Genomic DNA, 15,788 nt, shown 5'->3' on the forward strand with positions numbered 1-15,788 from the left:
TCGTCTCCGTCTCGCCCGCATCCACGTTGTTGTAGTGGATCTCGTCGGTATCCTTGGCATCGACGTTGTTGTAGTGGACCGTCTCCGTCTCGCCCGTGTCCACGTTGTTGTAGTGGATCTCGTCGGTGTCCTTGGCTTCCTGGCGGATTTCGACCTGCTGGCGCGCCGAGCCGATCTGGATTCCTGAACCCGCCGGTTTCGCGTCCGCGAACTTCGACTTCATCCACCCGACCGTCGCATCGGAATGGGACGGCTGGGTCGTGCTGCCGTCACCGCGCTGCGTCACGACCGACGACGACGCTCCGGTGCTTCCGCCGACCCCGTTCGTGTTCGGCACGGACATGCGGCCGGTCCCGGTCGCGCCATTGCTCTTGGCCTCGTCCGGGCCGAGGCTCGTGCGCAGGAATGGAAGCGATCCACCGACGCCGGGAAGGTTCACCATGACAAACGGTCTCCAGTCGATGGGCGGCTCAGCCGCGGATGAGGAAATGGCTTCCGGTCGCAAGATCGGGCTTGGGCGGAACCGGCCCGGCGGCCAGCTCGCGGCCGGTTGCCCCGTTCCAGACCGCGGCGACGGCCAGGAAGCCCGCGATGCGGTCGCGCAGGCCGTTCGCGTCGAGCACGGTGAGATCGAGGCGCTCGCACAGGACCACCCTTTGACGGGCCGGATCGACCGCCAGGCGGGCGGCATCGGTCGCCGTACCGAGGTAGTTCGCCGTCATGAGCTGGAGAAGCGTCGGGGTGTCCGGAAGCGTACCCAGGCTCGTCAGCAGCGTGACGAGTTCGAGATGGCGACGGTCGACCGCGACGAAGCCGACCGGCGTCCCGTCGAAGACGATCTCGAAATGGTCGCCGGCACCCAGCGCCAGATCGGGCTGCCCGGTCATGTCCCGAAGAACGTCGATCGCCTGATGGATATCGTGCACGAGGACACCTGAGCTCGGGGACGCGAACGCCGGCGCACCATGGACAGGTTCCGGCCTTGGAGCGGTCTAGCGCGCATCGGGACCGGGAATTGTGTCGTATGTCACAGATCCCAGCCGGGGAAACGGCCGGCGGGCATGACGTCGAAGCGCGGCCCGACCGGCATCCCCGGACTCTCGCATGCGCCGACCGCCGACATGACGCCGGGGCGCTCCGGGCCGTTGCCGACCGCAAGGCATGACCCGGGGGTGGAGGCCGCCCTCGCGGAAGAACGCCCTCACAGATCCAGCGTCGCCAGGACCGGCACGTGGTCGGAGGGCTGCGGCCAGCCGCGCGCCGCGCGCAGGATGCGCACGTCGGACAGGTGCGGCTCGAGGTCGGGCGAGCTCCAGATGTGGTCGAGCCGGCGGCCCTTGTCGGCGGCATCCCAGTCCTTCGCCCGGTAGCTCCACCACGTGTAGAGCTTGGAGGGCTCGGGGATGTGGCGGCGCAGGAGGTCGCGCCACTCGCCGTCCCGGATGATGGCGAGCATCTCCTCGGTCTCGACCGGCGTGTGCGAGACGATCTTGAGGAGCTGCTTGTGGCTCCAGACGTCGTGCTCGAGGGGAGCCACGTTGAGGTCGCCGACGAGGATCGAGGAGACGCCCTCCTCTTCCCGCGCGCGCATTGCGCGCATCTCGGCCATGAAGCGCAGCTTGTGATCGAACTTCGGGTTGACCAGCGGGTCCGGCTCGTCGCCGCCCGCCGGGACGTAGAGGTTGTGGACGCGGATGCGCCGCTCGGCCACGCGCAGCGTCAGCGCGAGGTGCCGCGAGTCGCCCACTTGGCAGAAGTCGCGCCGCTCCTCGTTGTCGAAGGGATGGCGCGAGATGGTGGCGACGCCATGGTAGCCCTTCTGGCCATGGATCGCGACATGCGGATAGCCCGCCGCGTGGAAGGCCTCGATCGGGAAGAGCTCGTTCGGGCACTTCGTCTCCTGCAGGCACAGGACGTCGGGCGCTTCCTCGGCAAGGAGCCGCTGGACGATGGGCAGCCGCAGGCGCACCGAGTTGATGTTCCAGGTCGCGATCGTGAAGGGCATGGAGGTCGGCGTCCAGGCAGGGTCGGTCGCGCCGCTTATGGGGGACGCCCCCGCGCCCCGCAAGGCGCACGCACGGGATCGTCCAGGCCCCTCGCGCGTTGACCGCACGAGACGGGAACGGGGATCATCCAGACGTGTTCGAAGGCTTCGAGACGCGCATCGTGCCGGGCGCGGGCGCCGACATCTTCTGCCGCATCGCCGGCTCCGGCCCCCCGCTCCTTCTTCTCCATGGCTATCCGCAGACCAGCGCCATGTGGGCGGGAATCGCACCCCGGCTCGCCGAGCGTTTCACGGTGGTGGTGGCCGACCTTCGCGGCTACGGCCAGTCCTCGGCCCCGGACTCGCGCGGCGGCGAGCACTATGCCAAGCGCTCCATGGGCAACGACATGGTCGCCGCGATGCGCGAGCTCGGGCACGAGCGTTTCCGCCTCGCCGGCCACGACCGGGGCGGGCGCGTCGCCTACCGCATGGCGCTCGACCATCCGGAGGCCGTGGAACGGCTCGCCGTCCTCGACATCGTGCCGACCGTCGCGATGTGGGAGCGCCTCGACGCGGCCGGCGCCCTGTCGAGCTACCATTGGGCGTTTCTGGCGCAGCCCAACCCCCTGCCCGAGCGCCTGATCGGCGCGGACCCGGTCTTCTATCTCGACCATACGCTGGCAAGATGGACCGCGAGCCGTTCCACGAGCGCCTTCTCGCCGGACGCGCTCACCGAGTACCGCCGCGCCTTCAACCGGCCGGAAGCGATCCACGCGGCCTGCGAGGACTACCGGGCGGGCGCCACGATCGACCGCGCGCACGACGGGGCCGACCGGGAGGCGAGCCGGCGCATCGCGGCGCCCATGCTGCTGGTCTGGGGTGCGGAGGGAACGCCCGCCAAGGGCGGCGACCCTGTGGATGCGTGGCGCGGCTGGGTCGCGGGCGAGATGACCGGCACGCAGGTTCCGGGCGGCCACTTCGTCGTGGAGGAGGCGCCCGAGGAGACGCTGGCCGCGCTTCTCGCCTTCTTCGCGGATTGAGGTCTCGAGTGTCGCGGCCGTAGCGACGCCAAGACCGCCGCCATAGACCCCAATGCCGACGACCCGCACCGGAGAGCCGGGCGCTCGATGTCGCGGCGCTGCCGGCATTTCGCAAAGGCCAAAGCGCGCGGGTGGAAGCCGCAACCGCAGCAGGCCGCCTCACCGGCGGCGCGTCGCACCTCATGGCTCAGGAAGACGCAGGCCGAAAGCGTCGGCGGCAGGAGAAGAAGGGCGAGACGGGCGCGGTACCTTCATGCTCCCTCGCCGAGCGAGAGGGCGGTAGGCGACGTTTCACGTGAAACGCTTCCCCGCGCCCGATCGCACCCTGCCTACTTGTTGCCGGTCTGGCCCGTCGCGATGCGGCTGTAGGGGATCGAGAACTGGTCCTTGTCCACGCTCGCCCCGTCCTGGACGTTGTAGATCATGACGGTCGTGTCCTTGCCCTGCGCGTCGCGGATCGTCCACTGGCGCAGGTCGTAGGTGGAGGGATCGAACATCATGGTGATGCGCGACGAGCCGAAGATCGACTTGTCGCCCATCACGATCGTGGTGAGGTCGGGCCCTTCCTTCACGCTCTGGATGTTGGCGCCCGACAGGTCGATGCGCTGATCCAGAAGCAGCTTGAGAGGCGTTTTGGACAGCGGGTAGAGGTCCCAGGTGTTGAGCTTGCGGTTGTTCACCGCGACCTGCGAGCCGTCCGCGATCACGCGCACGGGCGTGCCCTTGTAGTCGAAGCGGATGCGGCCCGGGCGCTCCAGCGCGAAGGTGCCCTCGCTCTGGTTGCCGGCGGCGTCGAACTGCACGAACTCGCCGCGCATCGACTTCACGGAGGAGAAGTGGTCGGCGACGCGCTGGGCGACCGCGCCGGCGGCCTGCGCCCGGGCCATCGTGGGGGCGCCGAGCGTCGTGCCGGCCAGAAGGGCGAGGGAGAGAAGTGCGCCCGCGATGCGTGGGGTGGTCATGGTGGTCGGTCCTCGAATGGCGGTCAGGGCCGGAATGCGGCCTCAAGGGGTCGGGTTGCATATAGGAAGCCGACCCGGCCCCATTGCGGCAATGCGCATGAAATCGTCGTCAGAATGCCCGAGACACCCTGACGCCGGCCTGAACGCGGCGCCCCCGGCCTCCGCCCTTTCGCGCGGCCCCCTCACCCGGAGCCGATCCGGCGTCACCCGGGGTGCGGCGGCACGGGTGGATGGCTGCCTGCCCCTCTTGCAACCCACTTCGCCGACGCTGCTCTTGCCGCATCCGGTCGGGATCGATCACACAGTCCGGTCGGTATCATTCCGTAACAGGAACGGCCGTTCGTCCGGAACGCCGGTCAGTAGCCCATGCGCCCCGAGAGGCGGGCGGCGACAGCGGTCAGCGCGGCGCTGACGCCTGCCGGAACCACAAGGTCGATGCCGATGCCGTGCTGCGTGGCGGCGCCCGCGATCATCAGCGCTCGCAGCGCGTCGCCCCGGTAGGTGAGAGGGTTCAGCCTCGCCGCCGCCTGCAGCCACCCGGGCATCAGCGTCACGGAATAAAGGGCGCTGCTCGCGAAGAAGATCGGCATGGTCAGCAACTGCCCGATGCCCATGAACCGCTCCCGGCTCTTCATGAGGCAGGCGATGCTCAGCGACAGCATCGCGTAGAGCGCGGCTCCCCGCCCGATCGTCAGGACGACGCCGAGGACATGGAGGGGCGCGAGGCTGAGGTGGACGCCCAGCAGGTAGGCCGCCGCATAGACGACCGGTGCCTGCGCGAGCGCCCGCAGGCCCGCCGTCGCCCGTTTCCCAAGACGAGGGCCGAGCGCGGGGCGGGGCTGGCGAGTTAGCGCTGGACGACACCGAGGTCCCGCTCCCAGATGGCGCCGATGCGGTAGAAGATGGCGACGAAGAGGACGCTCCGGGACAGGATGCCCGGCGCCAGGACGTCGCGGTAGGACAGGCCCACCGGCTGGATCCCGCGCACGCGCGCCATGACATCGCCGAACAGGAGAAGCCGGATCAGCGGCTGGACCGAGCGGGTGGCCAGCTCCAGCGGATCGTGGCGCAGCTTGTGGGCCTCCGCCGCGGCGACGGCCCAGGCCGCGAGCCAGGCGGACGCCACCGGCCAGACCGGTCCGGCTTCATCCGTGTTCGCGAGCGGCCTGCCGTTCCCTGCGGATGTCGGCCTAGCGTCCCTCCTTCTGCGATCCGGCCGGCAGGCGGGCGGTGAAGACATCCTCGAGGGCCGCATCCGGCCCCAGCCGCGCCTTGAGGGCGGCCGGCGGCCCGATCTCGACGAGTTCGCCCTGCTCGAGGAGCGCGATCCGCAGCGACACGTCCCGGAGCGCGACGAGCGACCCGAACCGGCGTGTCAGCGCGACCGTCTCCACGGCCGATGCGGCGGAAGCCCGGGACGAGGAGGCCAGGTCGGGAACGGTCATGATGGAGGCGCCTTTCGGGGGCGCTCATGGGCCGCCGGGTGCGGTTCGGTGTTGACCGTCGTCAAGCGGGAATCGGGAGGCGCAAGGGCGGGGCGTTTCCCGAAGCGCCCGACGCATGGAGGGCGCGGGTTCCGGGGCGGACCGGTTCGTTGCGTGGTCAGGGCTCCTGCCGCTCGGAGAACCAGCCCTCCGCCCAGGCCAGTCGAACGACGTCGGAGCGGCTGCGCAGCCCCGTCTTCTGGAAGGCCCGGGCCCGGTAGGTCTCGACGGACTTGGGGCTGAGATCGAGCCGCGCCGCGATCTCCTTGTTGCCGTAGCCTTCCGCGATCAGACGCAGGACATGCGCCTCCCGGTCGCTGAGAATCCGGCCCGTCGACGGGGCCTTAAGGTCGACCGGGCGGATCTGCGAGGCCAGCGCGGGATCGGCATGGAAGCCGCCCGCCAAAACGGTGCGGATCGCCAGGAGCAGGTCGTCCGCCGCCGAGTCCTTGGAGACGTAGCCCCTGGCTCCCGCCCGGAAGAAGGCGCGGACATAGGCTCCCTCGTTATGGCGTGTCAGGGCTATCGTCGGCAGGCGTGGGAAGCGGTCGAGCAGACGGCGCACGAGTTCGACCCCCGACATGCCGGGCAGGGAGCCGTCGACGATCGCCAGATCCGGCTGAAGGCGGGCGATCTGCGCCAGCGCGCTTTCCCCGTCCTCGGCCTGACCGACGACCGTCAGGTCAGGCGCGTTCGAGAGCAGCGATCGCAGGCCGGAGGCGACGACCGGATGGTCGTCCACGATGAAGACCCGATGGACCCGACCGTCCGCCATGCGTCGCCTCGCCTTGGGGCGCCGCTGCGGAAGGTCGCCGCGCGACACCGTCATCCGGCTCTAGCGTGACATGACGTCGCATGTTCGACAACCCGGAGCGGTGATCCGCCGCCCGCGCCGCGCCGGGTCGTCGTTGCTTCGCGCGGGTCATTCGGGCTTCGCGACCGATGGGTCCGCCTGCGGCGCGGGATCGTCGCTCCCGGCTGTCGTGGCGGCACCTTGTGCGAACGCGGGAGCGAGGAGCGCAAGGGAAAAGGCGAAAAGGGTCGATGCTCTGCTGCGCACGACGCTTCTCCTGGGTCTGAGACAGCAGGATAAGGCGTTTGATGCTCGCCTTGCCACGGATAGCACTGCCGGAGGCGAGTGGAAGGGAGCGCCGGGTCCAGATCGACACCGAGCCGACTCGCAGTCTGTGCGACGTTGCAGGCGACCTGACGGCGACCGTCTCGGCTTAGCCCTCGAAACGATGCCCCTGTTGACGAAGCACAAGCGTCCGTACGTCCAAAGCTCCGGCCGGCCATACCGACAGGTTGCCGAGAGACGGTGCCGTCGGTTTTGATTTCGGTCAGGTCGTCGGCGTTTTGGTCGGGATCTATCCTCGTCGAACCTGACGCTGCGGCGTCTCGCAGGTCTGCTTCCAGGCGACACGGAGTCAGCAGGCGAGCGACCGCATCGGGCCAAAACCCTCCAGCAGGCCTATCGGGTGCATGCGCCGGGCCCGCAGCTGCCGCTTGCCCTCTTCGAAGCTCGCGTCCCGACGCGCGGCGGCTCCCGGGAGGTCTGGTGGTGACGCTCCCGGGAGCCGGGTGAGGCCGGCGTGTGACCGATGGCGGGCTCAGGCGTTGTCGGTCGGCACCAGGATCTCGCGCTTGCCGGCGTGGTTGGCGGGACCGACGATGCCCTCGCGTTCCATGCGCTCGATGATCGAGGCCGCGCGGTTGTAGCCGATCTGGAGGCGGCGCTGGACATAGGAGGTGGAGGCCTTGCCGTCGCGCAGGACCACGGCCACCGCCTGGTCGTAGAGGTCGGCCGCCTCCTCGCCGCCGGCCGCAGCGCCGCCCGAGCCGCCGCCGGCGGGGGCTGCGCCCTCCTCGTCCTCGTCGATCAGGACGGCGTCGAGATAGTCCGGCACGCCTTGCGATTTCAGGTGGCGCACGACCTGCTCGACCTCGGCGTCATCCACGAAGGGGCCGTGGACGCGCTGGATACGCCCGCCGCCCGCCATGAACAGCATGTCGCCCATGCCCAGCAGCTGCTCGGCGCCCTGTTCCTGCAGGATGGTGCGCGAGTCGATCTTCGAGGTCACCTGGAAGGAGATGCGGGTCGGGAAGTTCGCCTTGATCGTGCCCGTGATGACGTCGACCGAGGGACGCTGCGTCGCCATGATGACGTGGATGCCGGCGGCGCGCGCCATCTGGGCGAGGCGCTGGACCGTGCCCTCGATGTCCTTGCCGGCCACCATCATCAGGTCGGCCATCTCGTCGATGATGACGACGATGTAGGGCAGCGGCTGGAGGTCGAACTCCTCCGACTCGAAGATCGGCTCGCCGGTCTCGCGGTCGAAGCCCGTCTGGACGGTGCGCGAGATGGTCTCGCCGCGCTCGATGGCGGAGGCCACGCGCGTGTTGAAGCCGTCGATGTTGCGAACCCCCACCTTCGACATCTTGCGGTAGCGGTCCTCCATCTCCTTGACGGTCCACTTGAGGGCCACCACGGCCTTCTTGGGGTCGGTGACGACGGGGGCGAGGAGATGCGGGATGCCATCGTAGATCGACAGCTCCAGCATCTTCGGGTCGATCATGATCATGCGGCACTCGGCCGGGCTCATCCGGTAGAGGAGGCTCAGGATCATGGTGTTGATCGACACCGACTTGCCCGAGCCCGTGGTGCCGGCCACCAGAAGGTGGGGCATCTTGGCGAGGTCCGCGATCACCGCCTCGCCGCCGATCGTCTTGCCGAGCGCCAAGGGCAGCTTGCCCTTGTTCGCCGAGAAGCTCTCGGCGCCGATCATCTCGCGGAAGTAGACCGTCTCGCGCCGCTGGTTGGGCAATTCGATGCCGATCGCGTTCTTGCCGGGGATCACGGCGACGCGCGCCGCGATCGCCGACATGGAACGGGCGATGTCGTCGGCCAAGCCGATCACGCGGCTCGACTTGATGCCGGGCGCGGGTTCGAGTTCGTAGAGCGTCACGACCGGACCGGGCCGCACCTCGATGATCTCGCCCTTCACGCCGAAGTCGTCGAGGACGCCCTCGAGCAGCCGCGCGTTGTCCTGCAGGATCTCGGGCGTCAGCGAGTTGTCGCGCGTGCGGGGCTTGGGGGGCGACAGGAGCTCGATCGGGGGAAGGATGAACTCCGGGTTCGCGCCGCCCGAGCCGAGCTCGGCGAGACGGGCGCGGGAGGACTGTGCGGAGGTCGTCTCCGAGACGGGCATGGATCCGGCGACGACGCGCGCGGGCGCCCGGTCGAGCGGGGCCGCGGCGGGCCGCTGGACGGGCACGCCCGGCGCGCGGGCGGGCACCGGCGAGACCGGCGGGCGCTGCGGCGCTGCGGCTGCCGGAGCGACCGGCTCCGCCTTCGGGGAGCTACGCTTCAGGCCGGGAAAGGCGACGATGTTGTTGGCGATGAACCCGCGCCAGCCGCCGGCCTCCTCGGCTTCCTCCGCAACGGGCGCGCGGCGCTCGTCGGCGTCGAGCCGGAAGCCGGCTTCCGCCTCCTCCAGGGCGATGCGCTCCTCGAGCGACAGCGCCTCGTCCTCGTCAGTGGGGAAGCGATCGTCCTCGTCGTCCTCGTCCTCTTCGATCTCGTAGCGGCGCTCGTCGGCGCGGTCCTCGGCGCGCTCGGCCGCCTCGTCCTCGTGGCGCTCGTCGTAGCCGAACTCCTCGTCCGCGAAGCGGTCGTGCGGCTCGGGGCGCTCGTCGGCGGCGAAGACCTCGGGCGCGTCGTCCTCCTCGGGACCGGGCGAAACGGCGGCCGGGCGCGGATTGAGCTTGTAGATCCCGTTCCAGTCGGAGCGGCCGTGGCGCACGGTCGCGCGGCTCGTGTCCACGGTGCGGCGCGGCGCGGCGAAGCCGTCGGGCTCGGGCGGCGCGGAGACGGGGGGCACGGCCGGCTGGCGCACGGCTGCGGCCGGGCGGGCAGCGGGCGGCGGCGACGCATGGGCGGGAGGCGCGGCGTCGTGGATCACGCCGTCCTCGTCGACATACTGGTCCTCGGGCTCCTCGTAGGCGTAGCTCGGCTCGGCCACCACGACGCGGGCCGCGCGGGCGGGGGCGGCGCTCGTCTCGCGCATGCGCGGGGCGGGCGCGGGCGGCATGAGCGGCACGTCGGCGTCCCACTGGCGATGGCCGAACGGGTCGTCCTCGCGCCGGCGCAGGGCGCCGACGCCCCGACCGAGCGCCGAGCGGGCCGAGACCATCCAGTGCGCGGCGAGGCCCTTGAGGAGCGCGGCGCGCCCTTCTCCCTCGCCGTCGTCCTCGTCCAGGAGGGCGCCCGCATTCGCGGCCGGCCGCGCGGCGCGAGCCGAAACCTTGCCGCGCCCCGCGCCCACGAGGCCCCCGCCGTCCGCCAGGCACCAGAGCGCCGGCAGGGCGAAGAGAAGCGCGAAGAGCCAGCTGACCGCTCCGCTCGGATAGCCGCCCGTCAGAAGCGCGGGAACGCGCAGGACGAGGTCGCCCACCACGCCGCCGAGCCCGGTCGGCAGCGGCCAGCCGGCGGGCTGCTCGATCGAGCCGAGCGCCGCGCTCGCCAGCGAAACGCCGGCCAGCGCCCACCAGGCGCGCGCGCCGGCACGGCCCGCACGCCGTCCCGCGAGCATCAGGGCCGAGCGCACCACGAGGAGCAACGGCAGAAGCACGCTGGCGAGGCCGAAGACCTGCATGGCGAGGTCGGCCGCCACCGCGCCCGAGCCGCCGGCCCAGTTCCGCACCGCGTTGCCGTTGGCATAGCTCAAGGAGGGATCGTCGACGTTCCAGCTCGCCAGACTTACCGCCAGCCAGCCGGCCAGCGCCAGCAGCGCCGCCCCGCCCGCCAGGCGGGCCGGTCGCTGCAAGTGGCCGGTGGCTTCCCCGATCTCCGCTGCCGCCATGGTCATGTTCCCGCAAATCCTGCCTTCGCGGCCCGGGCGCGCGGGGCCCGGCCGCCTGTCTGCCTATTTTGCGGCGCGCCCTCTCGCGCGGGAGTGCGCCGTCGTCGTCTCCCAAGGTAAACAAAGGCGGTTAAGGGGCCTTTAACCGCCCGGGGCGGGCGGGGGCGGAACCGGCGTTCCGGAACCGCCGCGCGGGCTCGCGCGTCCCCTTCCAAGGCCACGGGCAGGGAGACGAGGACATGGAGATCAGGCACGAGGAACAGGGGCCGAGGGGCGCCTTCGTGACCGGCCAGGGCGCGGACCGGGCCGAGCTGACCTACGGGCCCGCCGGGCGCCCCGGCGTGGTGGCCTTCGACCATACGTTCGTGCCGCGGCACCTGCGGGGCCGGGGCGTCGCCGAGGCGCTCCTGGAGCGGGCGGTCGCCCATGCGCGCGAAAAGGGGTTCAGCGTCGTTCCCGCCTGCTCCTATGTCGCGCGCGCCTTCGACCGCTCGCCGGAGCGCTACGCCGACATCGACGCCCGCGCGGGCTGAGACGCGAAAAGGGCCGGCGGATCGCTCCGCCGGCCCCTTCGATGATGCCGCGATCGCCAGGCGATCGGGCGTTTCGGTCGCGAAGCGATCAGGAGTGGTAGGCGACCTCGCCGTGGCTGGTCAGGTCGAGGCCCTCGCGCTCGGCCTCCATGGTCGGGCGCAGACCCACCACGACGTCGACGATCTTGTAGAGGATCGCCGAGACGACGCCGCTGTAGACCACGGTGATCAGCACCGCGACGACCTGGGAATAGACCTGCGCGCCCATGGTGACGCCCTCGAGGTAGCCGCCGCCGCCGAGCGAGGCGGAAGCGAAGACGCCCGTGCCGATGGCGCCCACGATGCCGCCCACGCCATGGATGCCGAAGACGTCGAGCGAGTCGTCGTAGCCCGCCCTGGGCTTGATCACGGCGACGAAGACGTAGCAGAGCGCCGAGGCGATGGCGCCGAGCACGATCGCGCCGATCGGGCCGACCGCGCCGGCCGCCGGCGTCACGGCCACGAGGCCCGCCACGATGCCCGACACCGCGCCCAGCATCGAGGCCTTGCCGCGCGCCATCGCCTCGATGATCACCCAGGCGACCGCCGCGCCCGCGGTGGCCGTGAAGGTGTTGATCATGGCGAGGGCCGCGCCGCCGTTGGCCTCGAGGTTGGAGCCGGCGTTGAAGCCGAACCAGCCCACCCACAGGATCGAGGCGCCGACCATGGTCAGCGTCATGGAGTGCGGGGCCATGTTGTCGCGGCCAAGCCCTGCGCGCTTGCCCACCAGGAACGAGCCGACGAGCGCCGCGATGCCGGCGTTGATGTGGACCACCGTGCCGCCGGCGAAATCGAGCGCGGCGACGCCGCCCGCGTGCTGGCCGAGGAAGATCAGGCCGTTGGCGTCCCACACCATGTGGGCTACGGGGAAGTAGACGATCGTGACCCAGAGGATGGTGAAGAGCACCACGGCCGAGAACTTGATGCGCTCGGCGAAGGCGCCGACGATCAGTGCCGGCGTGATGCAGGCGAACGTCATCTGGAAGGCGATGAAGACGTATTCGGGGATCACGACGCCCTTGGTGAAGGTCGCCGCCATCGTGTCCTTGGTGATGCCGGCCAGGAACATCTTGCCCGTGCCGCCCCAGAAGGCGCTGGTCGAGCCGCCGAAGGCGAAGGAGTAGCCGTAGAGCACGTAGATGATCACCACCACGGCGGTGATGGTCACGCACTGCATGAGCACCGAGAGCATGTTCTTGGCGCGCACGAGGCCGCCGTAGAACAGGCCGAGGCCCGGCAGGATCATGAACAGGACCAGCACGGTCGAGACGAGCATCCAGGCGACGTCGCCCTTGTTCATCGTGTCGACCACCGCGGCGGCCGCATCGGGCGTGACGGTCTCGGGCGCGGGCGCGATGCCGGTCGTGGCGGCCTCCTGCGCGAGCGCGGCCAGCGTTGCCAGCGGGCTCAGGAGGGCCGCGGCGGAAAGGGTCTTCAGAAGTCGCATCACGGGTCCCCTCAGAGCGCGTTCGTGTCGGTCTCGCCGGTGCGGATGCGCACGGCCTGCTCGATGCCGAACACGAAGATCTTGCCGTCGCCGATCTGGCCGGTCTTGGCGGCCGAGGCGATCACCTCCACCGTGCGGTCCACCATGTCGGAGGGCACGGCGACCTCGATCTTGAGCTTGGGCAGGAAGCTGACGGCGTATTCGGTGCCGCGATAGATCTCGGTATGCCCCTTCTGGCGCCCGTAGCCCTTCACCTCGGTGACGGTCAGACCCTGGATCCCGACCGAGGTCAGCGCTTCGCGCACCTCGTCGAGCTTGAATGGCTTGATGATCGCCATCACGATTTTCATATGCACCTCGAACCCTTCGCGGATGCGGGTCCCGCGCGCCCTGGGAGAGGCGCCGGCCCGCGAAATGGCGGCTCCCGGTCCACGCGGGCGGTCGGGATCGACAAAGGGTTATCCAAGATGCGTGCCAACTGCGCAGAGGCCGGGTTTCGGCCGCAATTCACGCTGAACGGGCGATGAATATGCCGCCCGGAAAGGCAGTCCACCTGCCTATCCGCTGGCTGCCTTGACGCTTTTGTGGGCAGTTGCCCAAAAGCCCGGCGTCAGGACGCGCCGCCCTCCCGCCGGGGCCGGATCAGCCCTTCCTGCGCGACCGAGGCGACGAGGCGTCCCTCGCGGTCGAAGAGCGAGCCGCGCGTCAGGCCCCGCGCGCCCGACGAGCTCGGGCTGTCCTGCGCGTAGAGAAGCCAGTCCGACACGCGAGACGGGCGGTGGAACCACATGGCGTGGTCGAGACTGGCGGCCTGGATGCGCTGATCGAACACCGACAGGCCGTGGGCGAAGAGCGAGGTGTCGAGGAGCGTCATGTCGGAAAGGTAGGCGAGCGCGGCCGCGTTGAGCGCCGCGTCGTCGCCGACATCTTCCACCACGCGCACCCAGATGCGCTGCTCGGGCGGCAGCTTGGCGTCGGTGAAGTAGTGGTCGGTCGAGACCGGACGGAACTCCACGGGGCGGGGCCGCTGCCAGTAGCGGCGGATCGCGTCGGGCGCCCGCTCCAGGATCTCGGCCCCCAGCGCCTCGCCGGAGGGCAGGTCGCCGGGACCCGGCACGTCGGGCATGGCGATCTGGTGGTCGAGCCCCGCCTCAAGGCGCTGGAACGAGGCCATCAGCGTGAAGATCGCCGCCCCGTGCTGGATCCCGGAGACGGTGCGCGTCGTGAACGAGCCGCCGTCGCGCACGCGGTCGACCTTGTAGATCACCGGCACGCTCGGGTCGCCCGGGCGCACGAAGTAGCCGTGCAGCGAGTGGACCGGTCGCTCGGGCGGCACGGTGCGCTGGGCGGCGACGAGCGACTGCGCGATCACCTGCCCGCCGAAGATACGCTGCCAGCCGGCATCCGGGCTCGTGCCGCGAAACAGGTCGTCGTCGAGTCGTTCGAGGTCGAGCGTATCGAGGAGAAGCGTTCGAACCGTCGCGTTCATGCAGCCTGACCTTCCGCCGTCCTGCCGCTTACGTAAGCGGCAGGACGGGTTTTGAGCAGGACAGGGCCGCGCGCGTCAACCGCCGTCTCGAAATCGGCATCGCCCCGATCGCCTGACGCGTCGTCGAGAAACGTCTGGCCGCCGTCAGGGGGTCATCTTGCCCTCGAAGGTGATCGTCGCGGGCTGCGTCACCGTGAGATCCAACCGGCCGGCGCGCGCGGCCGCGCCGTCCACCACGAACTCGACATGGCCGCCCGCTTTCATCACGCTACCGTCCATGCCGGGAAACTCGGTCTTGTTGAACCCCCGGCCGGCGGCGGAATAGTACATGTCCCAGTTGATCTCGATCTTGAAGTCGTTGTTCGGCGTCAGCGTGATGTTGATCGGGGCCGTGCCGATGCCACCCGGCGTGATCGACGAGACCGAGTCGTCGGCCGCGCGGTAGTCCACGGGCCCGGTCTTGCCCTGCTCGATCTGGCAGACGGAACGGGAGCCGTCGGCCTTCGACCAGCTGTCTGTGAAGACGCGCGAGAACTGCTGGTTGATGACGCTGGTGAGGACCGTGGTCGCCTGGTCGCTGCCGGTGAAGTTGCGCAGGTTCGCCACAACGCTCTTGTTGCGCTCGCCGTTCGTCGTCGCGTCCTGACTGGACTTGTAGGCGCCCGTGCCGCTGCCGATGGTGATGTCGAGCCGGTACAGGTCCTTGACCGCCTGCCCGCCGACCGGAATGCCGCCGATGACCGGGAGGGAAGCCGGCTGTCCGGTCTTGGGGTCGGTGGGGGCAAGCTGCGCGCGACCGGAATTTTCCAGGACGTCCTTGATCGTCTTCCCCGCCTGCGGCCCGATCGCCGGATCGTTCGGAAAGGCGTGGGCGACGTGGCTGCCCGAGACGACGCCCTGGTCGTTGATCGCGACACCGGACGGCAGGACATCGAGCAGCGCGGTACGCTTCTCGTCGAAGGTCTGGACGGGCGGCGCCTGCACAGCCTGCACGTTCGCCGGAGCCTGGGCCTGCTGAGCCGCGCCGGCTCCGCCCCCACCGGCGGCGCGCCAGCCCTGGAAATCCTGATAGGCCGTCCTGACCTTATCCTTCAGCGTCGCGAAGGCATCGTGGAAGCCGCTGCGCAGATCCTTGAAGAAGTTCTTGACGGCGTTCAGCGTTTCGCCGGCGCGCGAAGGCTGACGGGCCCCCTCGCCCACCTCCACTCGCATGCCGTTGACGGAGCCGACGTTGGCGCGCTCGACGCCTTGGGCGCCACGCATCGCGTCGATCTGGCCGACGTTTCCGCCCTGATTCGAAATCTTGCTCATGTGCTCGACCCTTTCTCGAACGGAAGGCGGGGGATCAGACGCGCAGCAGGTGAGGGAAGGCGCCCAGGTCCGCTGCCCCGGCATTGGAGACCGGCGAGCCGAGGAGGGCATCGGCCTCCTCGCTCTTCCAGAACGAGACGTGCTTGATGAAGTCGAGAAGTATGGCTTCGAAGGCCTTGTCGTCGTAGAGGCGGACGTCGACGCGCAGGCACAGCAACGGCTGGTCGTCGGCCGGATCGAGCGCGAGGCGTGCCGGCCCCGTGCCGTCGCCGAAGTGATTGGCCCGCAGCAGCGCCTTCAGGCTCGTGTCACCGGCGTCGAAGGAGGCGAGGTCGAGATAGGAGACGAATTCCAGCACCGTCTCATCGATCTTCACGACGTAGACCGAGATCGACCGGTCGAAGACCAGCTCGACATGGCCGTTGCGGCTGAATTCCAGCTTCGAGAGGCCGCTGATGTCGCGCAGGCGCTCCAGGGCGTGGTGAACATCTCTCACGGTCTTTCGTCCTCTCTTCGGCGTGCCGGCTCTTGGCGTTTCGGCAAAGCTCGGACGCAACGTCGGAACCGCTCGTCCCGGGACAGGCCTTAGCATTTCGTGCCCGCCGGCCGATGTGCTGTTCGGCACTGATCGCGCCGG

At 69.9% G+C, this 15,788-nt stretch carries 15 protein-coding genes and 1 pseudogene; 2 read left to right on the forward strand and 14 right to left on the reverse strand.

The features are described 5' to 3' along the window. The 3 genes and pseudogenes from AUL35_RS19825 to AUL35_RS19835 form a co-directional block, all read right to left on the reverse strand. Positions 1-442 (reverse strand): annotated as a pseudogene (locus tag AUL35_RS19825) (hypothetical protein); the annotation flags it as partial. Positions 443-470: 28 nt separating this feature from the next. After that, positions 471-926: a type III secretion system chaperone gene (locus AUL35_RS19830; protein ID WP_062018083.1), complete on the reverse strand. Its 456-nt coding sequence runs from the start codon at positions 924-926 to the stop codon at positions 471-473. Between the two features lie 275 nt (positions 927-1,201). Continuing rightward, positions 1,202-2,005, reverse strand: coding sequence for an exodeoxyribonuclease III (locus AUL35_RS19835; RefSeq protein ID WP_062018085.1), 804 nt, complete (start codon positions 2,003-2,005; stop codon positions 1,202-1,204). 134 nt (positions 2,006-2,139) lie between these two features. On the opposite strand from AUL35_RS19835, the gene AUL35_RS19840 reads away from it, so the two are divergent. Then, the gene (locus AUL35_RS19840; protein ID WP_062018087.1) at positions 2,140-3,024 is read left to right on the forward strand and encodes an alpha/beta fold hydrolase; all 885 of its coding nucleotides are present in this window, start codon (positions 2,140-2,142) and stop codon (positions 3,022-3,024) included. A gap of 329 nt (positions 3,025-3,353) precedes the next feature. Here AUL35_RS19840 and AUL35_RS19845 read toward each other — a convergent pair whose 3' ends face one another. From AUL35_RS19845 to AUL35_RS19865, 6 genes are all read right to left on the reverse strand, one after another. Then, entirely contained in the window at positions 3,354-3,986 is a 633-nt protein-coding gene (locus AUL35_RS19845; RefSeq protein WP_062018089.1) for an outer-membrane lipoprotein carrier protein LolA, read from the reverse strand. Between the two features lie 356 nt (positions 3,987-4,342). Continuing rightward, on the reverse strand, positions 4,343-4,867 hold the full coding sequence (locus AUL35_RS22970) for an ABC transporter permease (protein WP_306304383.1): 525 nt from the start codon (positions 4,865-4,867) through the stop codon (positions 4,343-4,345). After that, on the reverse strand, positions 4,834-5,112 hold the full coding sequence (locus AUL35_RS22975; protein WP_244493847.1) for a hypothetical protein: 279 nt from the start codon (positions 5,110-5,112) through the stop codon (positions 4,834-4,836). Before AUL35_RS22975 ends, AUL35_RS22970 begins: the two co-directional genes overlap by 34 nt. Before the next feature lie 64 nt (positions 5,113-5,176). Then, complete coding sequence (locus tag AUL35_RS19855) at positions 5,177-5,431, reverse strand: hypothetical protein (protein WP_062018091.1); 255 nt, start codon at positions 5,429-5,431, stop codon at positions 5,177-5,179. A gap of 157 nt (positions 5,432-5,588) precedes the next feature. Further along, on the reverse strand, positions 5,589-6,245 hold the full coding sequence (locus AUL35_RS19860) for a response regulator transcription factor (RefSeq protein ID WP_062018146.1): 657 nt from the start codon (positions 6,243-6,245) through the stop codon (positions 5,589-5,591). Positions 6,246-7,080: 835 nt separating this feature from the next. Then, a complete protein-coding gene (locus tag AUL35_RS19865; RefSeq protein ID WP_374754512.1) occupies positions 7,081-10,332 on the reverse strand; it encodes a DNA translocase FtsK 4TM domain-containing protein in 3,252 nt (1,083 codons plus the stop codon). 239 nt (positions 10,333-10,571) lie between these two features. Between AUL35_RS19865 and AUL35_RS19870 the strand changes: the two genes are divergently transcribed. Next, positions 10,572-10,865 carry a GNAT family N-acetyltransferase gene (locus AUL35_RS19870; RefSeq protein ID WP_062018094.1) on the forward strand — a complete coding sequence of 98 codons (294 nt, stop codon included), beginning with the start codon at positions 10,572-10,574 and terminating at the stop codon, positions 10,863-10,865. A gap of 88 nt (positions 10,866-10,953) precedes the next feature. Here AUL35_RS19870 and AUL35_RS19875 read toward each other — a convergent pair whose 3' ends face one another. From AUL35_RS19875 to AUL35_RS19895, 5 genes are all read right to left on the reverse strand, one after another. Next, positions 10,954-12,351, reverse strand: a complete 1,398-nt coding sequence (locus AUL35_RS19875) for an ammonium transporter (protein WP_062018096.1) — start codon at positions 12,349-12,351, stop codon at positions 10,954-10,956. Between the two features lie 11 nt (positions 12,352-12,362). After that, entirely contained in the window at positions 12,363-12,701 is a 339-nt protein-coding gene (locus AUL35_RS19880; protein WP_062018099.1) for a P-II family nitrogen regulator, read from the reverse strand. Positions 12,702-12,961: 260 nt separating this feature from the next. After that, positions 12,962-13,840: an acyl-CoA thioesterase II gene (gene tesB, locus AUL35_RS19885; RefSeq protein WP_062018101.1), complete on the reverse strand. Its 879-nt coding sequence runs from the start codon at positions 13,838-13,840 to the stop codon at positions 12,962-12,964. Between the two features lie 144 nt (positions 13,841-13,984). Then, positions 13,985-15,151 carry a hypothetical protein gene (locus AUL35_RS19890; RefSeq protein WP_062018103.1) on the reverse strand — a complete coding sequence of 389 codons (1,167 nt, stop codon included), beginning with the start codon at positions 15,149-15,151 and terminating at the stop codon, positions 13,985-13,987. A 34-nt stretch (positions 15,152-15,185) separates the two neighbouring features. Next, a complete protein-coding gene (locus tag AUL35_RS19895) occupies positions 15,186-15,647 on the reverse strand; it encodes a type III secretion system chaperone (protein WP_062018105.1) in 462 nt (153 codons plus the stop codon). Positions 15,648-15,788: the final 141 nt, after the last annotated feature.

Source organism: Aureimonas sp. AU4, assembly GCF_001463765.1.
In the GTDB taxonomy this organism is placed as follows: domain Bacteria; phylum Pseudomonadota; class Alphaproteobacteria; order Rhizobiales; family Rhizobiaceae; genus Aureimonas.

Coding starts and splice junctions, on each gene's coding strand:
- AUL35_RS19855 (WP_062018091.1), bottom strand. CDS start 5,431: ATGACCGTTCCCGACCTGGCCTCCTCGTCCCGGGCTTCCGCCGCATCG.
- AUL35_RS19860 (WP_062018146.1), bottom strand. CDS start 6,245: ATGGCGGACGGTCGGGTCCATCGGGTCTTCATCGTGGACGACCATCCG.
- AUL35_RS19870 (WP_062018094.1), top strand. CDS start 10,572: ATGGAGATCAGGCACGAGGAACAGGGGCCGAGGGGCGCCTTCGTGACC.
- AUL35_RS19835 (WP_062018085.1), bottom strand. CDS start 2,005: ATGCCCTTCACGATCGCGACCTGGAACATCAACTCGGTGCGCCTGCGG.
- AUL35_RS19890 (WP_062018103.1), bottom strand. CDS start 15,151: ATGAGCAAGATTTCGAATCAGGGCGGAAACGTCGGCCAGATCGACGCG.
- AUL35_RS19875 (WP_062018096.1), bottom strand. CDS start 12,351: ATGCGACTTCTGAAGACCCTTTCCGCCGCGGCCCTCCTGAGCCCGCTG.
- AUL35_RS19865 (WP_374754512.1), bottom strand. CDS start 10,332: ATGGCGGCAGCGGAGATCGGGGAAGCCACCGGCCACTTGCAGCGACCG.
- AUL35_RS19880 (WP_062018099.1), bottom strand. CDS start 12,701: ATGAAAATCGTGATGGCGATCATCAAGCCATTCAAGCTCGACGAGGTG.
- AUL35_RS19845 (WP_062018089.1), bottom strand. CDS start 3,986: ATGACCACCCCACGCATCGCGGGCGCACTTCTCTCCCTCGCCCTTCTG.
- tesB (WP_062018101.1), bottom strand. CDS start 13,840: ATGAACGCGACGGTTCGAACGCTTCTCCTCGATACGCTCGACCTCGAA.